Annotated in this window: 19 protein-coding genes and 1 pseudogene; 11 read left to right on the top strand and 9 right to left on the bottom strand. The window is 67.2% G+C overall.

All coding sequences use genetic code 11. From position 1 onward, the window contains the following. Positions 1 to 46 precede the first annotated feature (46 nt). Positions 47 to 499 carry a universal stress protein gene (locus tag IEX72_RS10175; RefSeq protein ID WP_188787275.1) on the top strand — a complete coding sequence of 151 codons (453 nt, stop codon included), beginning with the start codon at positions 47 to 49 and terminating at the stop codon, positions 497 to 499. A gap of 96 nt (positions 500 to 595) precedes the next feature. Beyond that, positions 596 to 922: a 2Fe-2S iron-sulfur cluster-binding protein gene (locus IEX72_RS10170; RefSeq protein WP_188787274.1), complete on the top strand. Its 327-nt coding sequence runs from the start codon at positions 596 to 598 to the stop codon at positions 920 to 922. Positions 923 to 1,013: 91 nt separating this feature from the next. Here IEX72_RS10170 and IEX72_RS10165 read toward each other — a convergent pair whose 3' ends face one another. Beyond that, positions 1,014 to 2,237 (bottom strand): MBL fold metallo-hydrolase, encoded by a 1,224-nt coding sequence (locus IEX72_RS10165; protein ID WP_188787273.1) that lies wholly within the window; start codon positions 2,235 to 2,237, stop codon positions 1,014 to 1,016. Between the two features lie 149 nt (positions 2,238 to 2,386). On the opposite strand from IEX72_RS10165, the gene IEX72_RS10160 reads away from it, so the two are divergent. Continuing rightward, positions 2,387 to 3,019: a rubrerythrin family protein gene (locus IEX72_RS10160; protein ID WP_188787272.1), complete on the top strand. Its 633-nt coding sequence runs from the start codon at positions 2,387 to 2,389 to the stop codon at positions 3,017 to 3,019. A gap of 188 nt (positions 3,020 to 3,207) precedes the next feature. Here the strand turns inward: IEX72_RS10160 and IEX72_RS10155 are convergent, their stop codons facing one another. From IEX72_RS10155 to IEX72_RS10135, 5 genes and pseudogenes are all read right to left on the bottom strand, one after another. Beyond that, on the bottom strand, positions 3,208 to 3,621 hold the full coding sequence (locus IEX72_RS10155; RefSeq protein ID WP_188787271.1) for an OsmC family protein: 414 nt from the start codon (positions 3,619 to 3,621) through the stop codon (positions 3,208 to 3,210). A 288-nt stretch (positions 3,622 to 3,909) separates the two neighbouring features. Beyond that, positions 3,910 to 4,875: pseudogene (locus IEX72_RS10150) on the bottom strand (IS4 family transposase); the annotation flags it as partial. Further along, positions 4,842 to 6,083: a mandelate racemase/muconate lactonizing enzyme family protein gene (locus IEX72_RS10145; RefSeq protein WP_188787270.1), complete on the bottom strand. Its 1,242-nt coding sequence runs from the start codon at positions 6,081 to 6,083 to the stop codon at positions 4,842 to 4,844. The gene IEX72_RS10145 and the pseudogene IEX72_RS10150, both read right to left, overlap by 34 nt. Positions 6,084 to 6,160: 77 nt before the next feature. Further along, complete coding sequence (locus IEX72_RS10140) at positions 6,161 to 7,462, bottom strand: M20/M25/M40 family metallo-hydrolase (protein ID WP_188787269.1); 1,302 nt, start codon at positions 7,460 to 7,462, stop codon at positions 6,161 to 6,163. A gap of 45 nt (positions 7,463 to 7,507) precedes the next feature. Then, positions 7,508 to 8,785 carry an HAD hydrolase family protein gene (locus IEX72_RS10135; protein ID WP_188787268.1) on the bottom strand — a complete coding sequence of 426 codons (1,278 nt, stop codon included), beginning with the start codon at positions 8,783 to 8,785 and terminating at the stop codon, positions 7,508 to 7,510. A gap of 121 nt (positions 8,786 to 8,906) precedes the next feature. Between IEX72_RS10135 and IEX72_RS10130 the strand changes: the two genes are divergently transcribed. The 3 genes from IEX72_RS10130 to IEX72_RS10120 all read left to right on the top strand — a co-directional run bounded on the left by IEX72_RS10130 (position 8,907) and on the right by IEX72_RS10120 (position 12,280). Then, positions 8,907 to 9,353 carry a DUF5799 family protein gene (locus IEX72_RS10130; protein WP_188787267.1) on the top strand — a complete coding sequence of 149 codons (447 nt, stop codon included), beginning with the start codon at positions 8,907 to 8,909 and terminating at the stop codon, positions 9,351 to 9,353. Positions 9,354 to 9,565: 212 nt separating this feature from the next. Continuing rightward, the gene (locus tag IEX72_RS10125; RefSeq protein ID WP_188787266.1) at positions 9,566 to 10,675 is read left to right on the top strand and encodes a DoxX family protein; all 1,110 of its coding nucleotides are present in this window, start codon (positions 9,566 to 9,568) and stop codon (positions 10,673 to 10,675) included. 87 nt (positions 10,676 to 10,762) lie between these two features. Then, positions 10,763 to 12,280, top strand: coding sequence for an RtcB family protein (locus tag IEX72_RS10120; protein WP_188787265.1), 1,518 nt, complete (start codon positions 10,763 to 10,765; stop codon positions 12,278 to 12,280). A 76-nt stretch (positions 12,281 to 12,356) separates the two neighbouring features. Here IEX72_RS10120 and IEX72_RS10115 read toward each other — a convergent pair whose 3' ends face one another. Next, positions 12,357 to 13,403: a pentapeptide repeat-containing protein gene (locus IEX72_RS10115; RefSeq protein ID WP_188787264.1), complete on the bottom strand. Its 1,047-nt coding sequence runs from the start codon at positions 13,401 to 13,403 to the stop codon at positions 12,357 to 12,359. 247 nt (positions 13,404 to 13,650) lie between these two features. On the opposite strand from IEX72_RS10115, the gene IEX72_RS10110 reads away from it, so the two are divergent. From IEX72_RS10110 to IEX72_RS10095, 4 genes are all read left to right on the top strand, one after another. Continuing rightward, a complete protein-coding gene (locus IEX72_RS10110) occupies positions 13,651 to 15,144 on the top strand; it encodes a molybdopterin-dependent oxidoreductase (protein ID WP_188787263.1) in 1,494 nt (497 codons plus the stop codon). Positions 15,145 to 15,267: 123 nt separating this feature from the next. Further along, complete coding sequence (locus tag IEX72_RS10105; protein WP_188787262.1) at positions 15,268 to 15,540, top strand: winged helix-turn-helix domain-containing protein; 273 nt, start codon at positions 15,268 to 15,270, stop codon at positions 15,538 to 15,540. Beyond that, the gene (locus IEX72_RS10100; protein ID WP_229663816.1) at positions 15,541 to 15,843 is read left to right on the top strand and encodes a hypothetical protein; all 303 of its coding nucleotides are present in this window, start codon (positions 15,541 to 15,543) and stop codon (positions 15,841 to 15,843) included. It abuts the gene before it with no gap. A 21-nt stretch (positions 15,844 to 15,864) separates the two neighbouring features. Continuing rightward, the gene (locus tag IEX72_RS10095) at positions 15,865 to 16,587 is read left to right on the top strand and encodes a DUF429 domain-containing protein (protein ID WP_188787261.1); all 723 of its coding nucleotides are present in this window, start codon (positions 15,865 to 15,867) and stop codon (positions 16,585 to 16,587) included. Between the two features lie 192 nt (positions 16,588 to 16,779). On the opposite strand, the gene IEX72_RS10090 is transcribed toward IEX72_RS10095, so the two are convergent. Then, entirely contained in the window at positions 16,780 to 17,250 is a 471-nt protein-coding gene (locus IEX72_RS10090) for a Zn-ribbon domain-containing OB-fold protein (protein WP_188787260.1), read from the bottom strand. A gap of 20 nt (positions 17,251 to 17,270) precedes the next feature. Continuing rightward, on the bottom strand, positions 17,271 to 18,437 hold the full coding sequence (locus IEX72_RS10085) for a thiolase C-terminal domain-containing protein (RefSeq protein WP_188787259.1): 1,167 nt from the start codon (positions 18,435 to 18,437) through the stop codon (positions 17,271 to 17,273). A gap of 172 nt (positions 18,438 to 18,609) precedes the next feature. On the opposite strand from IEX72_RS10085, the gene IEX72_RS10080 reads away from it, so the two are divergent. Next, on the top strand, positions 18,610 to 20,190 hold the full coding sequence (locus IEX72_RS10080) for a long-chain-fatty-acid--CoA ligase (protein WP_188787258.1): 1,581 nt from the start codon (positions 18,610 to 18,612) through the stop codon (positions 20,188 to 20,190). Positions 20,191 to 20,340: the final 150 nt, after the last annotated feature.

Raw genomic sequence — 20,340 nt, 5'->3', positions numbered from 1 at the left:
AGGGCGGGGTTTCTAACCCGCCCGCAACATAGGCGCGGACGCATCTATGTACGACCGAGTGCTGGTTCCGACCGACGGGAGTACCGCAAGCGAAGACGCGATCGAGCACGCCATCGGCCTCGCAAAGCAGTACGACGCGACGCTCCACGCCCTGTACGTCGTCGACGCGGGGACGTACTCATCGCTGGAAGCCGCGGCGGACGTGGTTGCAGACGAACTCCGGGCGGAGGGAACCGAGGCGGTTGAGGCGATCGCGGCACAGGCCGACGACGCCGGCGTCGCGGCCGAGACCGCGATCGAAACCGGGATCGTCCACCGGTCGATCGTCGACTACGTCGACACTGAGGACATCGACCTGGCGGTGATGGGGACCCACGGCCGGACCGGCGTGGGCCGGTTCCTCCTGGGCAGCGTCGCCGAGAAGGTCATCCGAACCGCGGATGCGCCGGTGATGACGGTTCGCGCGACCGACGTCGAGACCGACGACACCGAGGAGTGATGTGGTCGCGGGTCCGCACAGTGTCCGTTCCTCGCGGGAGCCCCGGCCGCCCCGGTTTCGCAAAGAGTTTTGTCGCGATCCGCCGAACGACGGGGTATGACCGACTACACCGTGGAGTTCGTCGGCACCGACGAGACCCTCCAGGTCTCCGACAAACAGACCGTCCTGAAAGCCTGCATCGAGGCGGGAATCGCACAGGAGTACTCCTGCCGCGTGGGGATGTGTCTGGCGTGTTCCGCCGAAATCATCGAGGGGGAAGTCACTCAGCCGGCGGCCCGCGGGCTGACCGACGAGGAGGCCGAGCGGTTCGCCCTGACGTGTATGGCCCGCCCGCAGAGCGATCTGAAGCTCCGACGTGGCGTCTATCCGGCGAGCATCGGGAGCGACGAGGCCGACACCTCACAGGCCGCAGCGGACGACTGAGCGGCGCCGGGCCGTCGCCCCGTGCCGTCGGCAGTGGCGGGTCGTCGCTCACACGGGTCGGCGAGGACCGGCACGTCGTTCCCGTCCCGTATCAGTCGGCGTCGACCCCTGCGGCCGCACAGTTGTTCGGTCCGAGCTCCATCTCGAACGCCTCCCCATCGTCGACGCGCTCGCGCCCGAGGTTCGTCGCGATTATCCGATGGTGGTTGTTCGGCCGCGGTGGCATCGCCGAGAGCACGTGGTCGACGAACCGGTCGGAGCCCATCGATAGCGCGCCTACCGACGCCTGAAGATCGCCCAGCGTGGCGGCGTAGGCCCCCGAGTCGGCGGCCGTCGTGGCGGCGTCGTAGTGGCCCGGTGCCACGAGGACATCGTCGGGAAGACCGGCGAACCGCTCCGTCAGTGTCCGGTGGAGCAGCGCAGCCAGCTCGGGCGCGCCGTCGACGCCGTCCTCCAAGTCGGGGCGTGCGACCGAGCGCAGAAACAGGCTGTCACCCGCGAGCAGGACGTCGCCTCCGGCGGTGCCGGTCTCGCCCCCGTTCCGAGCGGCGTCGCCGACCACGAACGCCGTCATCTCGTGGGTGTGGCCGGGGGCCCCCAGCGCACGCAGGCTCGCCCCGCCCACGGTGAGCGTCTCGCCGTCACCGACGAGTGTTGCGTCGAAGTCGAGTCCGCGGTCGGCCGCGCCGGCGGGCAGGACCACCTCGGCGTCGGTCCGGTCGGCGACTGTGCGGACCCCGCTGACGTGATCGGCGTGGACGTGCGTGTCGACTGCGTAGGATATGGCCGCATCGAGGTCCGCGGCGTCTGCGACGTACCGCTCGGTGAACGCCCGGAGCGGGTCGACGACTGCGGCCTCGCCGTCGCGCTCGACGAGGTAGCCGAGACAGCCGCTCGAGGGACGCTGGTACTGGCGAACAGTAGCCTGCCAATCGGTTGGCACCTCGACGGCGACCAGCAGCTCCGCCCAGGCGCCCATCCCGCCCGCCAGGTTCGCCGCCTCGACGCCGGCCGTCGCTAGGAGGCCTGCGACGTACGCGCTGGCTTCCCCCTCGCCACAGACCACGACGATCGGTTCGGGGAGGTCCGGCACGACGTCGGCCACACTCCCCTTGATCTCCGCCTGGACGAACCTCACGTAGGGGATCTGTCTACTGGTGACGCCCGGGCCGTCGACGTGCCAGGCGTCGTACTCGTCGCGGTCTCGGACGTCCAGGATCGAGACGGACTCGCCCGCCCGGATCCGGGTAGCGAGTGTCGCCGGCGAGAGGGTGTCGACCTCGCCGCCCTGCTCGGGGTAGTCGGCGTCGCTCATACTCGGAGCTACGACGCCCGGCGGATTAAACCGCAGGGTGGGGTGCGGCTCGGAGCACGTGCCTCAGCCGGACGCGTGTCCACGTTGCGAGGCGTGGATCGACGCCACCCGCCACCAACGCTTATCGCCGCCCACGTCGAAGCGGGAGTATGAATACGGACGACCTCAGAGCCACCGTGGAGACGGCCAAGGAAACGGAACTCGACCGTCTCGGTTCGAGCAAGCTGCTGCTCGCGCTGACCGACGCCGAACTCGACCGCGAGAGCGTCCTGCGGGCGGCCGCCGCCAGCGAAGTCGCCGCCCGCGAGACCTTCTCCGCGTGGGCCGCCGACGAACCGCACGACGCAACCGCCGACCTGTTCGCCGACGTCGCAGATCAAGAACAGCGCCACTATGAGCGGGTCGTCGACCTCCTCGGCGAGGCGGTGGAGCCGCCGGGCAGCGGCCCGATGCACGCCTACCTCCGGGATCGGGAGGCGACTGTCGAACGTCTGGCCGGCGGGCTGCTGGGCCGAACGCTGGTCAGCGATCGCACGCACCTTCAGGTGGTCAGCTTCTTCGTCAACGAGGCCGACGAGGCCGCCGCCGACGCCTTCCGCGACCTGCGGATCGAGACCAGCGAAGCCCAAGGGCGGGGGCTGGAGTTGCTCGAATCGGTCTGTGAGACAGACGAAGAGTGGGAGACCGCCGAGTCAGTCGCGAACTACACGATACAACTCGCCTACGACGACTTCGCCGACGTGCTCGTCGGAATGGGTGTGGACCCGAAGCCGATCTGCTGAGTCGGGAAGACCGGGTAGTTCACCCGCCCGACCTATCGAATCCTGCGACCCGGTCGGCGAAGCCGTATCCGGGGAGCGTTTGGTGGAGCCCATCCAGGGTCGGCGGACGGCCCTGACGGGCGATACTTGCGGCAGCGGCCTCGCGACCGCCCTCTCGAGGCTGGCCGCCACAGTCAGTCACTGACGGATCACTCGAGCGTGAGGCCGACGTGCGTCTCGTTTGTCACGTTGTCGGAAACCGGACACCGTTCCTCAACGGCCGACAGCCAGGCATCGAGGTCGGCGTCGCTCGCCGTCTCGACCGAGAGCGTCACGTCCAGTCCCCGGAGTCCGGGACGGTCCTCGGAGGTCTTGCCCAGGTACGTCGCGTAGTTCACGTCGCCCTCGATCGTAGCTTCGAGGGACTCGATATCGATCTCCATGTCGCGGGCGACCATCGTCGCAGTCGAGTTGATGCAGGCCAAGAGGGATCCGAGGAGGTACTCGACGGGATTCACGTCGTGTCCGACCACGAACTCGCCGTCCTCGGTCGTGACTTCCGTCCGTTGGGGGCTGCGACGCGTTGCACTGACTTCGTAGTGGGTTAGTTTGGAGTTACTCATCGATCGACGGTTCGCCGTTGGAGGCAGTATAGTTTGGGTTCGATCCTCGCCCGGCCCGGCGGAGCGCAACGAACACGACGTCGCTCCGCTCAGTTGACCGTCGTCAGGGTCCCTCCACCGAGACTGGTCCGGTTACGTGGGATCGAACAACACAACTCGGAGATTTATTGACTCGACGTCGCTTCGCTCAGTCGAACGCAGTGAGGCTGCGCCTCACGAGTTTGATCCGGCTTACGGAGAATTGAGGAGAAAGCCCCGTGCTTTAGCGCTGTCTCTTACCTATAAGTCTCAGGAGTGCAGTTCGTATCCCTCCGCCCAGGTCTGAACTTTCTTGAGACCTTTCCACATCGTTTCCCAACCAGGCGGTGGATCAGAGCTCCGGTCAGGATAGCCACCGATCTTCGCAACCGCAATTGCGTACGCTTGAGCCTCATTATCGGTCAATTCTGGAAACAGAATTTCCAGAATTGACCGCTCAGTCTCGCTCAAGAGAGCCTCCGGTGAACGGTGTATATCTCCCCGAGCAAGCTCTCGCAACTCTAGCACCTTCCACGCAATCACCGAATAGACACTCAACAAAACCTCCATCCGTTCCCACGTTTCCAGCCGGCGTTCCTCGATCCGGCAGCCAGTTTTCAACACCTTGTGCCAGTCTTCGATCGTCCATCGAACGCGGTAGGACTCTACCACACTCAGCGAGTCACCGAAGCTAGCGACCGATTCAGTGGTGAGTAACACCCACTGAATCGGGTCGTCTTGCTCTCCGCGTTCGTCGATTCGCACGACGTTTACCTCGACTGGATTGGTGTGAGTTGGATCGTTCTGCGGTGGAAGCAGCTCACACGAGCCGGCTTTAACGATCAGCTCAGCCTCTCGGGCTTTCCTTCCATTCCCCTGTTCGATCTCGATAGATGTGCGACCGTGTTCGGGGAGATCTTCACTCCAGTCAATCAGACGCCCGTCCGTTCCGGACGGCGTCTGAATACAGCGATTCTGATTCGCACGGACGATGAACCCAGCGTCCAAGTCGTCTGTCACTTCACGGCAGAAGGCAAATGAGTCAGCGCCTCGGTCATGGATGAATATCGGTCGAACCTCTTCGGCAAGCCAGTTGCTGGCTTGCCTGTCTCCACGAATCCATTTTTTCTGTTCGCTCTCTAATTCGATTGGCTCACCTTTCCCATTCGCATCGTGTTTGGTGCTGGCTTGCTGGTCCTCGATCAGCGAGCCTCGTCGAACAACTCCTCGCCGTCGACCATGTGCTCCGCGACGGCGTCCATATCCAGGGTCACCCCGAGTCCCGGCTCCTCGGGGATCTCGATGTAGCCGTCCTCGATGACGGTCTCCTCGACGAGGTCGTCCCACCACCCCAACTCGTAGGAGTGGTACTCGACGGCCAGGGCGTTCGGGATCGCGGCGCCGACGTGGGCAGCGGCCAAAGTCGCCACCGGCGAGGAGACGTTGTGCATCGCGACCGGTACGTAGTACTGGTTTGCGACGTCGGCGATCTTCCGGGTCTCGCGCATCCCGCCGACCTTCGGGAGGTCGGGTGCAATGATATCGACCGCCTGGGTCTCGATCAGCCGGCGCTCCTCGGTGACGCGGTAGCGGTTCTCCCCGACCGTAATCGGGGTAGTGGTCGACTTCGTGACCTCTTCCTGGACATCGAGGTTCTCCGGCGGCACGGGATCCTCCAGCCACCAGACGTCGTACGCCTCGATCGCGTCGGCGAGCCGCTTTGCGCTCCCCCCGGAGAACGTCCAGTGACAGTCGAACGCGACGTCGGCGCGATCCTTCACGCGCTCTGTCACCCGCTCGACGATCTCGGCTTTGTGCCGGATCTCGCCCGGCCGGAGGTGGCGGTTGGCGCGGTCTTTTTCCAATCCGGAGGGCACGTCGAGGTCGAACTTCAGCGCGTCGTAGCCGAGCTCTTCGACCACCCGTTCGGCCTCGTCGGCGCAGGCGTCGGGGTCGGCCTCGTCGGCGGTGTGGCAGTCACAGTACACCCGCATCTCGTCGCGGTATTTCCCCCCCAAAAGCTGGTAGGCGGGCACGCCCAGGATCTTCCCCGCGAGGTCGTGGAGTGCGACCTCGATCCCCGAGATTGCGGTGACGGTCACACCCTCGATCGACCCCTCGCCCGACATCTTCTGGATCAGGTGCTCGTAGAGCCGATCGATGTCGAGGGGGTTCTCCCCGACGACCATCGGCTTCATGCGCTGGATCAGCTCCGGGACGCCCGCACCCCAGTACGCCTCGCCCGTCCCGACGACGCCGGCGTCCGTGTAGACGCGGACCAACGTCCACGGGAAGTTGCCGTCGACCATCGTGGTCTGGACGTCGGTGATCGCCACGTCGCGACCGCTGCCGCGGTCGTTCGTGACCCCCATCGTGCCGGCGGACAGCTCCCGCATCGTGTACTCCGCGTTCGGATCGTGTAAGTCGGCGTAGTCGACGCCCATGTGGAGTGCTTTACTCGATATGAGGTAAACCTTTGGAGGGCGTGAGGCCGGCCCCCGGGGTCGGTACCTCCGTCGGCTCAGTACGGCCAGTCGCCGATCACCCGCATCCCCTCGGCGAGGTCTTCGGCTTCCAACTGGTCGGCGATCGACTCCGGCGACCGGTGTGCGACCGTCGTGTCCTCGGCCGCGAGTTCGACGACCAGCTCGGTCAGCAGGATCGCCTGCTCGCGGAGGTCGCGTGGGTCGAGTTTGTCGAGGGTATCGGCGTACGTGTGCCCCCACCCGCGGCCGGCGCTCCCGGTGTCGGAGCGAACGAAATACCCCGGCACCCCCCACGTTACGTACGGCCAGTGGTCGCTGTGGGGGCCGAGTTCCGGCGGGGTGTCGATCGGGTGGTCCATCCGGTCGGCAACCCGGGCAGCGGCGTCGGCGAGATCATCAAACCCGTGGGTGTCACACACTAGGTCCCGGGCGCGTCCCACCCCGTCGTTGTTCACGACCGCGGTGATCGCGTCGTGGTCCCGCCGTTCGGCGTCGTATCGGGAGCCCACGAGGCCGACCTCCTCGGCGCCGAACACGATGACGTGGACGCGGGTGTCCAGCTCCGCCTCCCGCCGAGCGAGCGCCCGGGCGATCTCGACGACCGCAGCGGTTCCTGCGCCGTTGTCCGCCGCCCCCTCGGCGATGTCGTGTGCGTCGACGTGACTCGTGACCAGCACCTCCGAGTCGGTGTCCGGTCCCAGCTCCGCGTGGACGTTTTGGCTCGTCGCCCCCGAGATCTTCGCATCGACGGAAACGGACACGGACTCCCCCTCGAACCGGCGTGCGAGACGCGCACCGACCTCCTTCGAGACCCCGACCGCGGGGATATCGCCGATCGGCGACGCCTCGGTGCCGACACTGCCAGTCGGCGGAAGGCACCCCTCGACGTGGTTGGCGTAGACGAACGCCGCCGCGCCGGCCTCAACCGCGCGGTAGTACTTTTCCCGCCGGTGGAGATATCGGTCGTACCACCCCGGCACGTCGCTGGCTGTCATCACGACCGCTCCCGCCAGATCTCGGTCGAAATCCGCGGGCAGCCCGTGTCCGAGGTCGATCAACTCCCCCGTTGTCTCGCCGCTGGGGCTCCGAGGGAGTGCGATACACTCTTGCGTGGTGTCGCCGGCGTCGATCGCGGACCCCCCGCGTTCCCACCCCTGTATCGGGACGGTCTCGAGCCGCGCGTCTCGCGCACCCACCTCCGTGAGCGCGTCGCGCGTCGCCTCCGCCGCGCGGCGTTCCCCGTCTGTGCCCGCCATCCGGGTATCGGTGTCGACCAGCGTCTCCAGGTGGTCCCATCCGGCCGAACTCGTGAACGTGTCGCCGATCCAGTCGGTCATCGGTCCGTTTTGTGCGGGTAGTCGGATATAGTTCGGGACACTGCCTCACCACTCGTCCAGCCGGTTCAACACGGACGCGATCCGTAGCACCGACCCCGCGTCGCCGGGGTCGTACACCAGCTCGTCGGTGGCGCGGACGTGGTCGAGTACCGACGCCGAAGCGTGGCTCGGCGCGGCCGCGATCCCCGAGTCGGTCCGGTCGGCCCACTCCATCACCCGGAGGTCGGACTTGCTGTCGCCCATCACCACCACGAACGGATCGTCGATCTCCAACACGTCGAGTGCGGCCCGGACGCCGGTTGGTTTGTCGAGGTCGAGCGACCCGATCTCCGCCGCGTCGGCGTGGTAGTACGCCACGTCGATCCGGTCGAACCGCTCCCCGACCGCTCCGGGGACGTCATCGACCTCCCGCTCTGGGGTCGCGGCCTCACCCTCGAGGACGGCCGCGATCTCGGGGTCCGCGTCGGCGTAGTACGCCCGGGCCCAGTCGGCAGCGCGGTCGGTGCCGCCGCCAGTTGTGGAGTCGACCCCGTCACCCCCGCCCACGTCCAGCGATTCGACCACCGCCCGGCCCAGGAGGTCGACGAGGTAGACAAGCCCTTGATCGATCACCCGCTCGGCGGCGTCGCTCCCGACGTCGAAGTTGGGTTTCAGCGTCACGTTGAACTCGTTGCCTTGGAGGTGGACACATTGCCGGAGCTCCGGCGGCGCGGCGGTCAACACGCGCGATCGGACCCGCGAGAACACCGACCGGATCGACTCGTCTACCCCCTCGTAGAGGAGTCGCTTGGTGTCCGATCCGTGGCCGGGGGTGAACACTCCCGTCCCGGCCTCGTAGACAATGCTCAGGGACCCGGAATGGACGAGTCCGGTCCCCAGCCCCTGGATCATAAACCCCTTAACGTTTTCGAGCGTCTGGCCGGTACAGATCACGATCGGGAGCCCCGACTCGTGGAGTTCGGTCAGGAGGTGCAGCGTCTCCCGGGGGATTTCGTTGTCGGTCCGGCCGGCCGACCGGAGCGTCTCGTCGACATCGAGTACCAGTGCGTTGACCCGACGGCCGTACTTCGAGTGGAGGTCCACGGCGGTGAACGTCTGCTCTCTGGTCGCGCGGGCGGCGATGTCGGCGAGGATATCCACCTGGGGGTACGCCCCCTCTATCTCGCGTTTCCGCGCGTCGAGTTCGTCACTCGCGTCCTCCCAGTATTCGAGTGCGACCCGGGAATCGACCGGCGGAAAGAGGTCGACGAAATCCCGAAGATCCCGGAGAGTGTCGGTCTCCGTCTCGTCGTAGAGGCGGTAGAGGAGGTCGTATCGGTCCATATCCCGCAGTCTTTTCGCAGGCAAAAATTCCTTTCCGTAGTGGCTCGGCCGCGTTTCGCTCCCATACGGCGCCGCCAGGCCCGGGGAAACGCTGAAGCCGGCGACCGCCGTACCGGGCGGTATGACCGACTGGACCGACAGCATCGTCGGAGACCGGATGACTGTCGACAGGGAGTTCAACGACCGCGTGCGGAGTTCGGAGTTCAGCAGCCAGGAGTGGGGGCTGATCATGACCGCAACCGAACTCGACATCGAACACGCCGACGACCCCGAGCGAGCACGGATCGTCGCCGACACCGAAAAGCTCCCGCAGATCATGCCCGAACTCGAGAACGTCCGCTCGCAGATGTCGCAGATGGGGGGCGCATCCGGCGGCGAACCCGGCTCGAGCGGCGGTGGAATCGTGGATTCTCTGAAAGGCGCGCTCGGATTGGGCGGCGGTGGCGGCGTGGATCAGGACCGAGTCAACGCCGCGGAGGAACTCACCCAGGCGTACGCCGACGCCCTCCAGAGCCAACTCGCGTCGAAGAACAAGTGGGAACAGGTCCGGATCGCCTACCAGGAGTGACGGCGAGGTCGATCGCCTACCAGGAGTGACGGCGAGGTCGATCGCCTACCAGGAGTGACGGCGAGGTCGATCGCCCCCTTCGAGCGCGTGGCGGCGGTCCCCTGTCGGTTCTCCCCCGGGGCGGTTCACTGACCCTGTATCCGCACCCGACCGTGGGCCGGCTCCTCCGGTGTGTCGGTGTCTCTTTCACCCCCGGGGACGAACGGATCAGTATGTGTATTCGGGCCCTCCACAGACGCGTCGTCGTCGCGCTTGCGGTCGTCCTCGTGACGCTCAGCCTCGCCGGGCGAGCCGCTGCGCACGTCCGGTACGTCACGCCCGGCGGCGACCCCCTGGCCGTCGCGGAGTTCCTTCGCACGGCGCTGACGAACCCGTTCAATATCGCGCTGCTCGCGGCCGGCGGCGTCGGGGGCGTTGCGGTCGCGGCGGTGTACCTCCGGCTCAGACCCTTCCAGCGCGACCTCGCGGTCTTCCGCGACACGATGGCGGGCTACCGCGACCTGCTGCCGTGGCTCCTCCGGTTGAGCGTGGGGTTACCCCTTGTGGGGGCTGGGTTTGCGGGCTACTACTTCTCGCCGGCGGTGACGCTTCCGTCGCCCACGTTCGTCCGACTGTTCGGGATCGCAGTCGGCTTTCTCCTGCTCTTCGGATTCGGGACACGTCTCATCGCGTTCGTGGGGCTGGTTGGGTATCTCGGCGGGCTGGCGTTCGAGCCGGCGTTGCTCTTGGCCGTCGAGTACGTCCCCGCGTTCGCCGCAATCGCACTCCTCGGCGGGGGACGGCCGAGCGCGGACCACGTGGTTTCCCGGCTCGCCGACGCCGACACGGTCTACTCGCGGATCGATCCCTTCTACCGCGCGGTGGCGGTCCCGTTCGTCGACCGGGTAGATCCCTACCGGGCGCTCGTCCCCGTGATCGTCCGGGTCGGACTGGGGGTCTCGTTCGTGTACTTGGGGATCACGCAGAAACTGATGAACCCCGGCAACGCGACCGCGGTGGTTGCAAAATACAACCTGACCGCCGTCGTCCCCGTGAGTCCCGAACTCTGGGTCGTCGGCGCGGGGGTCACCGAGGCGGCGGTCGGCACGCTCCTAATTCTGGGTGCGTTCACCCGCGGCGCCTCCGCGGTCGCCTTTCTGCTGTTTACCACCACCCTGTTCGGGCTCCCCGACGACCCGGTGCTCGCACACATCTCGCTGTTCGGGCTGGCGTCGGCGCTTCTCGTGACCGGCGCCGGCGAGTGGTCGGTCGACGCGTGGCTCCGCGGCCGAACCGAGTCGGCAGCGGAGTGGGTCGATCGGGTGTCCGAACGGGCGGCGTGAGCGCGGGGTCGCTCCCGCTTCGGTCCCCGGTGTCGACCGCGACCCGCGAAGGGAACCCTTTCCTCCGACCCCGACGTGGATCCGGACATGACCGACGACGCTGCGGTTCGCGAGTTCGACGGGATCCGGCTCGAACGAGTTCGCGAGCACGTCTGGGAGATCCCTCGCGAGGGCGATATGGGCGTCGCTGCCCGGGTGCTGGCCAGCGAGGAGCTCTTAGAACAGATCGGCGACGACGAGACGCTCCAGCAACTGCGGAACGTGACCCACCTGCCGGGGATCACCGAGCCCGCGGTGTGTATGCCCGACGGCCACCAGGGGTACGGCTTCCCGGTCGGCGGTGTGGGGGCGACTGACGCCGAGACCGGGTGTATCTCGCCGGGAGCGGTGGGCTATGATCTCAACTGCGGCGTCCGAATGGTCCGGACGAACCTGACCTACGACGACCTCCGGGGCCGAGAGGCCGAACTCGTCGACGCGCTCTTCGCGAACGTCCCGTCGGGACTCGGCGGCGGCGGCATCGTCGAAACCGACCGCGACACCGTCGAGGCGATCCTCGAACGCGGCGTCGACTGGGCGCTTGAGCACGGCTACGCGGTCCGGGCGGACCTCGAACACTGCGAGGACGGCGGGCGGCGCCCCGACGCCGACGCCGATGCGGTCTCGGACAAAGCGAAGGACCGCGGCCGCAACCAGGTCGGCAGCCTCGGCTCGGGCAACCACTTCCTGGAGGTCCAGCGCGTCACCGACATCTACCGACCGGACGTTGCTGACGCATACGGACTGGAGCCCGACCAGGTCGTCGTGCTCATCCACTGCGGCTCCCGAGGGCTCGGCCACCAGGTGTGCTCGGACTACCTCCGGGACATCGAGCGCGAACACGCCGACCTGCTCGAAGACCTCCCGGACAAGGAACTCGCGGCCGCGCCTGCGGGTTCCGAGTTGGCGGAGGCGTACTACGGCGCGATGTGTGCGGCGATCAACTTCGCGTGGGTGAACCGCCAGTTGATCACCCACCGGACCCGGCGGGTCTTCGAGCGAGTGTTCGACGCCGACTGGGAGGACCTGGAGATGGACCTGCTCTACGACGTCGCCCACAACATCGGCAAGAAGGAGAACCACGAGGTCGCTGTCGACGCCGACGGGCGGCCGGCCGCCGAGGCGGATGCCGTCGACCGCGCCGAGCGGGAACTCTACGTCCACCGGAAGGGCGCGACCCGTGCGTTCCCCGCGGGCCGGCCGGAGGTCCCCGTCGCCTACCGCGACGTGGGCCAGCCGGTGATCATCCCGGGGAGTATGGGCGCAGGATCGTACGTGCTCCGCGGCGGCGCCAACTCGATGGACGTCGCGTTCGGGTCGACCGCCCACGGTGCCGGCCGGACCATGAGCCGGACGCAGGCCAAAAACGAGTTTTGGGGTGAGACGGTCCAGGACGAACTCCGGGACCACGAGGGGATCTACGTGAAGGCCCAGTCGGGCGCGACCGTCGCCGAGGAGGCGCCCGGCGTGTACAAAGACGTCGACGAGGTCGTCCGGGTGTCGGAGGCGCTCGGAATCGGCGACACGGTCGCGCGGACGTTCCCGGTGTGTAACATCAAGGGGTGATGCGGCCGGTGATTTGTTACAACGAGCCGTACAACACCGTCGGATACGCGATACCGGATCCGGACGAGACAGTTCCTTATGATCCGTCTTCGAGCCGGGTCCCGGTCAGATCAGCGTCGGAGAGATTAGTGTCTTCGAGGTCGGCGCCGGTGAGATTCGCGCCGGTCAGGTCAGCGCCGTCGAGATCTGCCTCCGAGAGATTTGCGTCTTCGAGGTCGGCCCCCGCGAGAGTCGCACCGCTCAGATCGGCCTCCTGGAGGTCGGTCGTTCCCTCGCCGGGTGCCTCCTCGGCCGCGGTGAGGTCCGCATCGGTGAGATCGGCGTTCGAGAAATCCGTCCGGTACAAGTGTGCCCCGCTGAGGTTCGCACCGGCAAAGTCGGCGCCGCTGAAATCGTAGGTCGACAACAGTGCGTTCCGGAGATCGACCGCGGTGAAATCCGTGGCGTCGGCCAACGACTCGCCGTACACAGCGGATTCGACGGTTGCGTTCACGAAGTTCACGTCCTCGAGTTCGGTGTGTGTGAGGTCCGCCTGCCGAAGCCACGCGTCTCTGAAACTCGCACCTGTGAGATCCGCGCCGACTAAATCCGCACCCTGGAGCGATGCGCGCACGAACTCGGCCCCGCGGGCGTCCACGGATCTAAGGTGTGTCTCTTTGAGCGACGCATCGTACAGGTCGGCGTCACGGAGGTCAGCCCGCCCGAGGTCCGCACTCCGGAGATCAGCCCGCTTCAGATCAGCGCCCCGTAGCGTCGCATCACTCAGATCGGCGTACGGAAGCTCCGCTGTTTCGAGCGTCGCACCACCCAGGTCCGCGTTCTCGAGGGTCGCGAGCGTCGAGAACGACACCCCACTCAGATCGGCGCCGGCGAGGGTTGCGTCGCGGAACGTCGCGCCGTCGAGTTCGGCCTCCCGGAGGACGGCGTTCTCGAGGGTTGCACCGTCGAAGTCAGCATCGGCCAGGTCGCACCCGCTGAGATCCGCTCCGGTGAGATCGGCTCCGGAGAGGTCAGCTCCGGAGAGGTCCGCACCTTCGAGATCCGCCTCCGCGAGGTCGGCACCCGCGAGGTCGGCGCCGGGTTTGATTCTGTTGACGGGCACGTCAGTTGGTATCCAGACCATTTGCCCACAACTACCGCAGGACCGGGTATCATCTTTGTGCAGACGGGGGCATCCCTGATCGACGACGGGGAGGATCTCGCCGCGACATCCGACCGGCTGGTCCGGCGTGTTTTGTCGACGAGGACGATGGGAGACTGTCGAGAATTCCTGGCCCTCACGCCGTATCTGGTGGATTTTAGGAGTACCCTGAACGAATTTTGGTGGGAGTTTGAACAAGCTACTTGCCCGTCCCGGCCCCGTGTGAGGTATGAAGATTTCACGCACCCACGTACTCTTCGCCCTCCTGGCGGGGGCCACGGGTGTTGCGGGGTCGTTCGCCGTCGCGGGGTACACTCGGCAGTTCGTGGTCGCGCCGATCGACACGCTCGTGGTTCGGCTCACGCCCGGCCCGGTCGTGGCGTTTACCATCGAAAACGTGGGCGACCAGGGACACCTGCTGCACGTCGCGCTGTCCGTCGGCATCGCGGCTGGACTGCTCGGCGCCGCCGGCCTCGTCGGCATCCTCGCCGCCGGACGGGTCCAGCGGCCGCTCGTCGGGACCGCGCTCGGGAGCATCGTTGCGGGCGTCCTCGCGTGGGGGATCACGGCAGGGACGACGGCGGAGCCGGTGCTCGCAGTCGCGGCCGGCGTTCCGGTAGCGATACTCGCTGGAGCCGGTGCGGCTCCGGCCGGATCCGCCGGCTACAACCCGTCCCGGCGGCGGGCGATGGCGTCGGCGGTGGGTGCACTCGGGTTCCTCGGCGTCGCCGGCGTCCTCGGACGCGACCAGTCGGCCGGTTCCGAGGGCGAACCGGGGCCCGCGAGTGCTGATGTCGTCCCGAGTCCCGCAGTCCGGGAACGCCTTCGGCAGGCCGACGAACAGCGGCTCGACATCGCCGGCGACGACGTACCGGGGCTCGTCAGCGAGATCCCGAACTTCTACAACGTCGACATCAACCAGTTCGATCCGGAGGTTCCTGCGGACGACTGGTCGATGTCGATCACTGGGGAGGTCGGCGCGAACACCGAGGTCACGTACGCGGACCTCATCGACATGTCGGTCGAACACCGGTACGTGACGCTCCGGTGCGTGGGCGAACAACTGAACGGCCGGAAGATGGACACGGCCGTCTGGACCGGCACGCCGATCAAGCCGCTGCTCGACGGGGCGGATCCCGAGGGAGCGTGTGAGTGTGCGATGCTCCACGCCGAGGACGACTACTCCGTGCAGTTCCCGGTCGACGCGCTCGAGGACGGCCTGCTGGCGTGGGAGATGAACGGCCAGCCGCTGCCGAAATCCCACGGCCACCCCGTTCGCGTTCTCGTCCCCGGCCACTGGGGCGAGACCAACGTGAAGTGGCTCACCGAGATCGAACTGCTCGACGAGGAGACGGACGGCTACTGGGAACAGCGGGGGTGGCACGGCACCGGCCCGGTCAGTACGGTCGCGAAGCTCTGGGACACGACCGAACTCGACGACGGCCGGATCGAAGTCGCGGGCCACGCCTACGCCGGCACCCGCGGCGTCGGCCGCGTGGAGGTCTCCCTCGACGACGGCGACACTTGGCTCGACGCCGACCTCTCCGAACCGCTGCCCGGCGACGACGTGTGGCGCCAGTGGCGGCACGCCTTCGACCCCGACGGCGTCGACGAGGTCGTCGTCCGAGCCGTCGACGGTGCGGGCACGGTCCAGACCGGCGAGGCGGCCGATCCGTTCCCCAGCGGCGCAACCGGGTGGGTCAGACAGCGGATCGACCGGTGAGTCCGTGGACGCCGTAGCCGTCCGACCCGATAGGTTGGCCGCCGAATCACCCCCGGCACGCGACGAATATGTGTCTTCGAACCGACAGTATAAGGCCTGCCCACGAGGACCACACGACAACGGATGGAGAAGGCACTCTGGTATCTGCTGGTCGGGACGCGCGGCGGGGAGAACCGCGCGCGGATCATCGACGCCATCGACGAGCGACCGCGGAACGCGAACCAGCTTGCGGAGTGTCTTGACGTCGACTACAACACGATCAGACACCACATCGATATGCTACAGGAACACGACGTGATCGAGTCCGGCGGTGACGACTACGGGAAACTCTACTTCCTGACCGACCGGTTCGAGCGCCACCGCGAGGAGTTCGAGCGCGTACTGGAGGCGATGTGAATGGCGAGCGCGATGGAGCCGTGGCTGCTCGTCGCCACCGGGCTATCGGCCGTTAACGCGATTCTCCTCGGGACGCTGACGGTCGTGTGGGTCCGCAACTACCGCACCTTCGGCTCCGGAATGACCGCCGGACTGGCCGGGTTCGCCGCAACGATGCTCATCGAGAACCTCCTCGCGATCGTCTTCTTCTTCAGCACCGGGATGCTGTACGCCGGCGATCCGACCGCCCAGCAGGCGGTCGTCGCGCTCCGCGCGGTCCAGACGGTCGCGCTCGCCGCCCTTACGTACGTGACGTTGAAGTGATCGCCGGGAGAAACACGGTCGATGTACGTTGGCGTCGACGGGTGTCCGGACGGGTGGCTCGCGGCGGTGTACTCCGACTCGGGATACGAGGCGGCCCACTTCTATCGGAGCGTCACGGATCTCTGGGCGGCCCACAGCGACGCCGACCGGATCCTGATCGACGTCCCGATCGGGCTCCGCGAGGACTCGAGCGAACCACGGGCGTGCGACACCGCGGCGCGGCAGACGCTGTCGCCCACCCGCCACACGAGCGTGTTTCCGACGCCGGTGCGGGCTGCCGCCCGCGAGGACTCCTACGAGGCCGCCAAGGCCGTCCAGGAGCGACTGACCGACGGCAGCCTCAACCGGCAGACCTGGGGCATCGCCCCGAAGATCGACGAGGTCGACCGGTTCCTCCTCGACACGCCGGCGGCCCGCGGGAGGATCCGGGAGTCACACCCCGAGGTGTGCTTTCAGGCGTTCGCCGGCGAGCCGACAACGCACTCGAAGACCAAGCAACCGAGACGGGGGTTTTGGGAACGCGTGGCCGTCCTCCGCGCGGTGGAACCCGACGTCTACGACCACCTGTGGGACGCCGCCGGCGGCCTCGAGTGCGACGCTTCCAACGACGACCTGCTCGACGCGTTCACGGTGGCGCTCACCGCACGCGGTGCCGACGAGGAACTCGAAACGCTCCCGCGGGATCCCGAACTCGACCCCCGCGGGTTGCCGATGGAGATCGTCTTCCGCTTCCCCGATTCGTGAGCCGCGCCGGACAGGCGTGAACGCGGCGACCGTGTGCCATCGAGCGGCGCTGCGGTCTCGGGTCACTCCGAGACGATGAATCGCTCCGCGATCGCTTTGCCCGCCTCCATCGGCTTCGGTTCGTCGAGAACGGTCGGGAGCGGAATCGTCCCGTCAAGTTCGTCGAGGACGGCCGCACGGCGGTCCGCCCGGTTACGCTCGCTCGAAGACGTGGACCGGCCACTCCGCCTCGTACGACAGGTCGAACGCCGGATCGATACCGACGTCCTCGGGGTCGCGGACCTCGAGTTCGACGCGGTCTCCGATGGCGAGGTCTTCGAGCGGCGCGGCGACGCGGCCCGTGAGCCGAGCCGACGAGTCAAGTTCGACCACCGCCACAGTGATCGGTGCCAGGTGCTCGAACGCGGATGGGGGCCGGTTGACCGACGTGTACGAGACCACCTCGCCGGTCCGGGGCTGCTCCGAGAGCGTGACTGCCCGGCTGCCACACGCGTAACAGGCGGGCCGAGGGGGCAGCATGTGCGTCTCGCAGTCGGTACACCGGGCGGCCAGCAGCCGGCCGTCGGCCAACGCGTCGAAGAAGCCGGGGAGGGTGAACGCCGAGTCGGCGGTGAGGGCTTCGGCTGTGAGCGGTCCCGTCGTCGTGGAATCGGTGTCTGTCATCGGTGAATCACTCTCGTCGGTCATTCCGCAGCCAGCACGGTGGCGACGGTGTGGGCGTCCGCGACACCGCCTTCGTTGATGAGCAGCGCCGTTTCCGCGTCAGCAACCTGCCGGTCGCCGGCCTGCCCGGTAAGCTGTTCGTAGGCCTCAACCGCTTGCAGCAGCCCGGTCGCCCCGATCGGGTGTCCGCGGGCCTTCAGCCCGCCGCTGGTGTTGATCCGGACGTCAGTCCACCCCGCCGACCGGTTCTTGGGGTCTTCGACGGTCTCGATACCGCGACCCTCGGGGGCGAACTCGGCGGCCTCCGCCAACAGCGCCTCACAGACGGTGAAGGCGTCGTGAACCTCCGCAATATCGATCTCTCTGGCATCCACGTCGGCGTCCTCGTAGGCGGTCGAAACGGCGACGTTCGCCCCCTCGACGAACGTCAGGTCACGCTCCGCGACCGCGAGATTGTTGGCCGCCGACCCGACCCCGGCCACGCGGACGGTGTCAGGGCGGCGCTGCAGATCAGCCGCCACGTCGTCGCTTGCGACCACGACGGCGGCGGCACCGTCGGTGACCGGCGCGCAGTCGTAGAGTTTCAGCGGGGGCGCGACAGCCGGCGCGTCCATCACGGTCCCGATGTCGACCGCGTCCCGGAACATGGCTCGGGGGTTGGCGACGGCGTTCCGGTGGTTCTTCACCGCGATCCGGCCCAGGTCCCGTTCGGTGGCGTCGGTTTCGTGGAGGTATCGCCGCGCGAGCAGGGCGTACGTGGCCGGCGCGGTGATCCCGGAGCGCTGTTCGAGGGCGCGCTCGAAGGCGGCACCCAGCGCGTTCGTCGCCCCCTCGGTCCCGCCGGCGGTCATCTTCTCAACGCCACACGCCAGTACGGTGTCGTGGACGCCCGCGCGAACGTCCCGGACGGCGTTCTTGAGCGCGAGCGCTCCGGCGGCCGCACACGCTTCGACGCGCTCTGCGGGGACGTTCCGCAGGCCGGCCCACTCCGCCAGCAGCGTCCCCTGCATGATCTGGTTCTCGTAGCGTTCGGACTGCGCACCGACGTACACCCCGTCGACGACGTCGGCCGGGTCGGGCAACTCCGCGAACGCCTCGGCCAGCGCCCGCGAGAACAGGTCGCGGCCGGGCAGGTCCGTTTTGCCCAGCGGGGAGGCCCCGACCGCGATGAGGTGAGCTGTGGACATCCTCTGTGGGAAGTCAACTGTTCGTAATAAACGTTCGGTCGTACCCCCACCACGTGACGCGGCCCGCTGCCACCCGACGAACGCCGTTATCGACTCGACTCAGCCGAGTACGGGGCGCACACGCCCCGGCGTGAAGAAAGAACTACGTGTCACGAGTGCGCGTTGGCATCGTATGCACCGACCGATGACGACGCTCGACTTCCTCGACAGGGGGGTCGACGTCTACGGCAACGAAGTCGGCGTGATCGCCCACGACGGGACGGAGTACACCTACGCCGAGTTCGGGCAGCGGGTCGACCGCGCGGCCGCGGCGCTCTCGGATCTCGGGATCGAACAGGGCGACCGCGTGGCGCTGCTCTCGCCGAATACCCACTGGTTTCTGGAGACGCTGTTTGCGATCAACGTGCTCGGGGCCGTCTCGGTCCCGCTCAACTACCGCCTCATCGCCGCGGACTACGAGTACATCCTCGGTGACTGTGGGGCCCGGGCGGTCGTCGCCGATCACGAGTACGCCGAGACGGTCGAGGAGATCCGCGACGCTGTCCCCGTCGAGACGTTCGTCGCCAACTCGGCCGACCGCGTCGACGGCGAGTGGCGCGACTACGAGTCGCTGCTTGAGGACGCTGACCCCGCCGCGGTCGAGCGCCCGGGCATCTCCGAGGACGATCCCGCGACGATCAACTACACCAGCGGGACCACCGGCGACCCGAAAGGCGTTGTCCGGACCCACCGCACCGAGCACTGGCACGCGCTGATCTCCACTCACCACACCGAGGTCACCGACGACGACGCCTACCTCTGGACGCTCCCGATGTTCCACGTCAACGGGTGGGGATACCCCTACATCGTCACCGGCGTCGGCGGGACGCACGTCTGTCAGCGCCATTTCGACGCCGGGGGCGCCTTCGAGCGCATCCAGGACCACAACGTGACCTACCTGTGTGGCGCGCCGACGGTTCTTGACCGGATGCTCAACCACTACGAGACTCACGACGTCGCGGCGACCGGTGACAAACCGGTCAGGATCGCGACCGCAGCCAGCCCGCCACCGGAGGCAACCATCCGGACCGTTGAGGACGAACTCGGCTGGAACATCCTACACGTCTACGGCCTGACAGAGACCGGCCCGCTGATCACGACGAGCAACTCGCCGCGCCGGATCGCAAGCGAGGGTCGCTTCACGATCAAGACCCGTCAGGGCCACGCCATGGTCGGGACCGAACTCCGCGTCGTCGACGAGGACGGTGAGGACGTCCCGGCGGACGACGAGACCATGGGCGAGATCGTCGTCCGCGGGAACCAGGTGATGGACCGTTACTGGAACAAGCCCGAGCAGACCCGCGAGGCGTTCTCCGGCCGTGCTGAGGGATGGTTCCACACCGGCGACTTCGCCACGGTCGACGACCGTCGCATGATCTCGATCAAGGATCGAAAAAAGGACGTCATCATCAGCGGCGGCGAAAACATCTCGAGTGTTGAGGTCGAGGACGCCCTCTACAACCATCCGGACATCGAGCGCGTTGCGGTGATCGGCGTTCCACACGAGAAGTGGGGCGAGACGCCGAAAGCGCTCGTCGTGCCCGCCGCCGGCGCCGACCTCACCGAGGACGCGGTCGTGGCGTTTGCCCGCGACACTCTCGCACACTTCAAATGTCCGACCGTGGTTGAGTTCGTCGACGACCTCCCCGAGACCTCCACGGGGAAGATCCGCAAGGTCGAACTCAGAGAGTCCCACGCCGCCTCCGCGGAGTGACCACGGTCAGTCTATGCTCGGGCTGAGGGTGGTGTGGAACGCTTCTCACACCACCCAGGCATCGCTCAGTATCGTCGGAGCAACGAGCGCGTGATACAGATACGAGCGGATACCCCGTCTGTCGGTGGGGGTCAAGCGGACACGTGGCCC

The organism is Halobellus salinus, assembly GCF_014646875.1.
Taxonomy (GTDB): Archaea; Halobacteriota; Halobacteria; order Halobacteriales; family Haloferacaceae; genus Haloquadratum; species Haloquadratum salinum.
The sequence above is the reverse complement of the archived record's forward strand: the minus strand, read 5'-3'. Positions and strand labels throughout refer to the sequence as shown.

Excerpts from the sequence above, each read along its gene's own strand:
- IEX72_RS10175 (WP_188787275.1), top strand. The coding sequence starts at position 47 with ATGTACGACCGAGTGCTGGTTCCGACCGACGGGAGTACCGCAAGCGAA.
- IEX72_RS10170 (WP_188787274.1), top strand. The coding sequence starts at position 596 with ATGACCGACTACACCGTGGAGTTCGTCGGCACCGACGAGACCCTCCAG.
- IEX72_RS10165 (WP_188787273.1), bottom strand. The coding sequence starts at position 2,237 with ATGAGCGACGCCGACTACCCCGAGCAGGGCGGCGAGGTCGACACCCTC.
- IEX72_RS10160 (WP_188787272.1), top strand. The coding sequence starts at position 2,387 with ATGAATACGGACGACCTCAGAGCCACCGTGGAGACGGCCAAGGAAACG.
- IEX72_RS10155 (WP_188787271.1), bottom strand. The coding sequence starts at position 3,621 with ATGAGTAACTCCAAACTAACCCACTACGAAGTCAGTGCAACGCGTCGC.
- IEX72_RS10145 (WP_188787270.1), bottom strand. The coding sequence starts at position 6,083 with ATGGGCGTCGACTACGCCGACTTACACGATCCGAACGCGGAGTACACG.
- IEX72_RS10140 (WP_188787269.1), bottom strand. The coding sequence starts at position 7,462 with ATGACCGACTGGATCGGCGACACGTTCACGAGTTCGGCCGGATGGGAC.
- IEX72_RS10135 (WP_188787268.1), bottom strand. The coding sequence starts at position 8,785 with ATGGACCGATACGACCTCCTCTACCGCCTCTACGACGAGACGGAGACC.
- IEX72_RS10130 (WP_188787267.1), top strand. The coding sequence starts at position 8,907 with ATGACCGACTGGACCGACAGCATCGTCGGAGACCGGATGACTGTCGAC.
- IEX72_RS10125 (WP_188787266.1), top strand. The coding sequence starts at position 9,566 with ATGTGTATTCGGGCCCTCCACAGACGCGTCGTCGTCGCGCTTGCGGTC.
- IEX72_RS10120 (WP_188787265.1), top strand. The coding sequence starts at position 10,763 with ATGACCGACGACGCTGCGGTTCGCGAGTTCGACGGGATCCGGCTCGAA.
- IEX72_RS10115 (WP_188787264.1), bottom strand. The coding sequence starts at position 13,403 with ATGGTCTGGATACCAACTGACGTGCCCGTCAACAGAATCAAACCCGGC.
- IEX72_RS10110 (WP_188787263.1), top strand. The coding sequence starts at position 13,651 with ATGAAGATTTCACGCACCCACGTACTCTTCGCCCTCCTGGCGGGGGCC.
- IEX72_RS10105 (WP_188787262.1), top strand. The coding sequence starts at position 15,268 with ATGGAGAAGGCACTCTGGTATCTGCTGGTCGGGACGCGCGGCGGGGAG.
- IEX72_RS10100 (WP_229663816.1), top strand. The coding sequence starts at position 15,541 with ATGGCGAGCGCGATGGAGCCGTGGCTGCTCGTCGCCACCGGGCTATCG.
- IEX72_RS10095 (WP_188787261.1), top strand. The coding sequence starts at position 15,865 with ATGTACGTTGGCGTCGACGGGTGTCCGGACGGGTGGCTCGCGGCGGTG.
- IEX72_RS10090 (WP_188787260.1), bottom strand. The coding sequence starts at position 17,250 with ATGACAGACACCGATTCCACGACGACGGGACCGCTCACAGCCGAAGCC.
- IEX72_RS10085 (WP_188787259.1), bottom strand. The coding sequence starts at position 18,437 with ATGTCCACAGCTCACCTCATCGCGGTCGGGGCCTCCCCGCTGGGCAAA.
- IEX72_RS10080 (WP_188787258.1), top strand. The coding sequence starts at position 18,610 with ATGCACCGACCGATGACGACGCTCGACTTCCTCGACAGGGGGGTCGAC.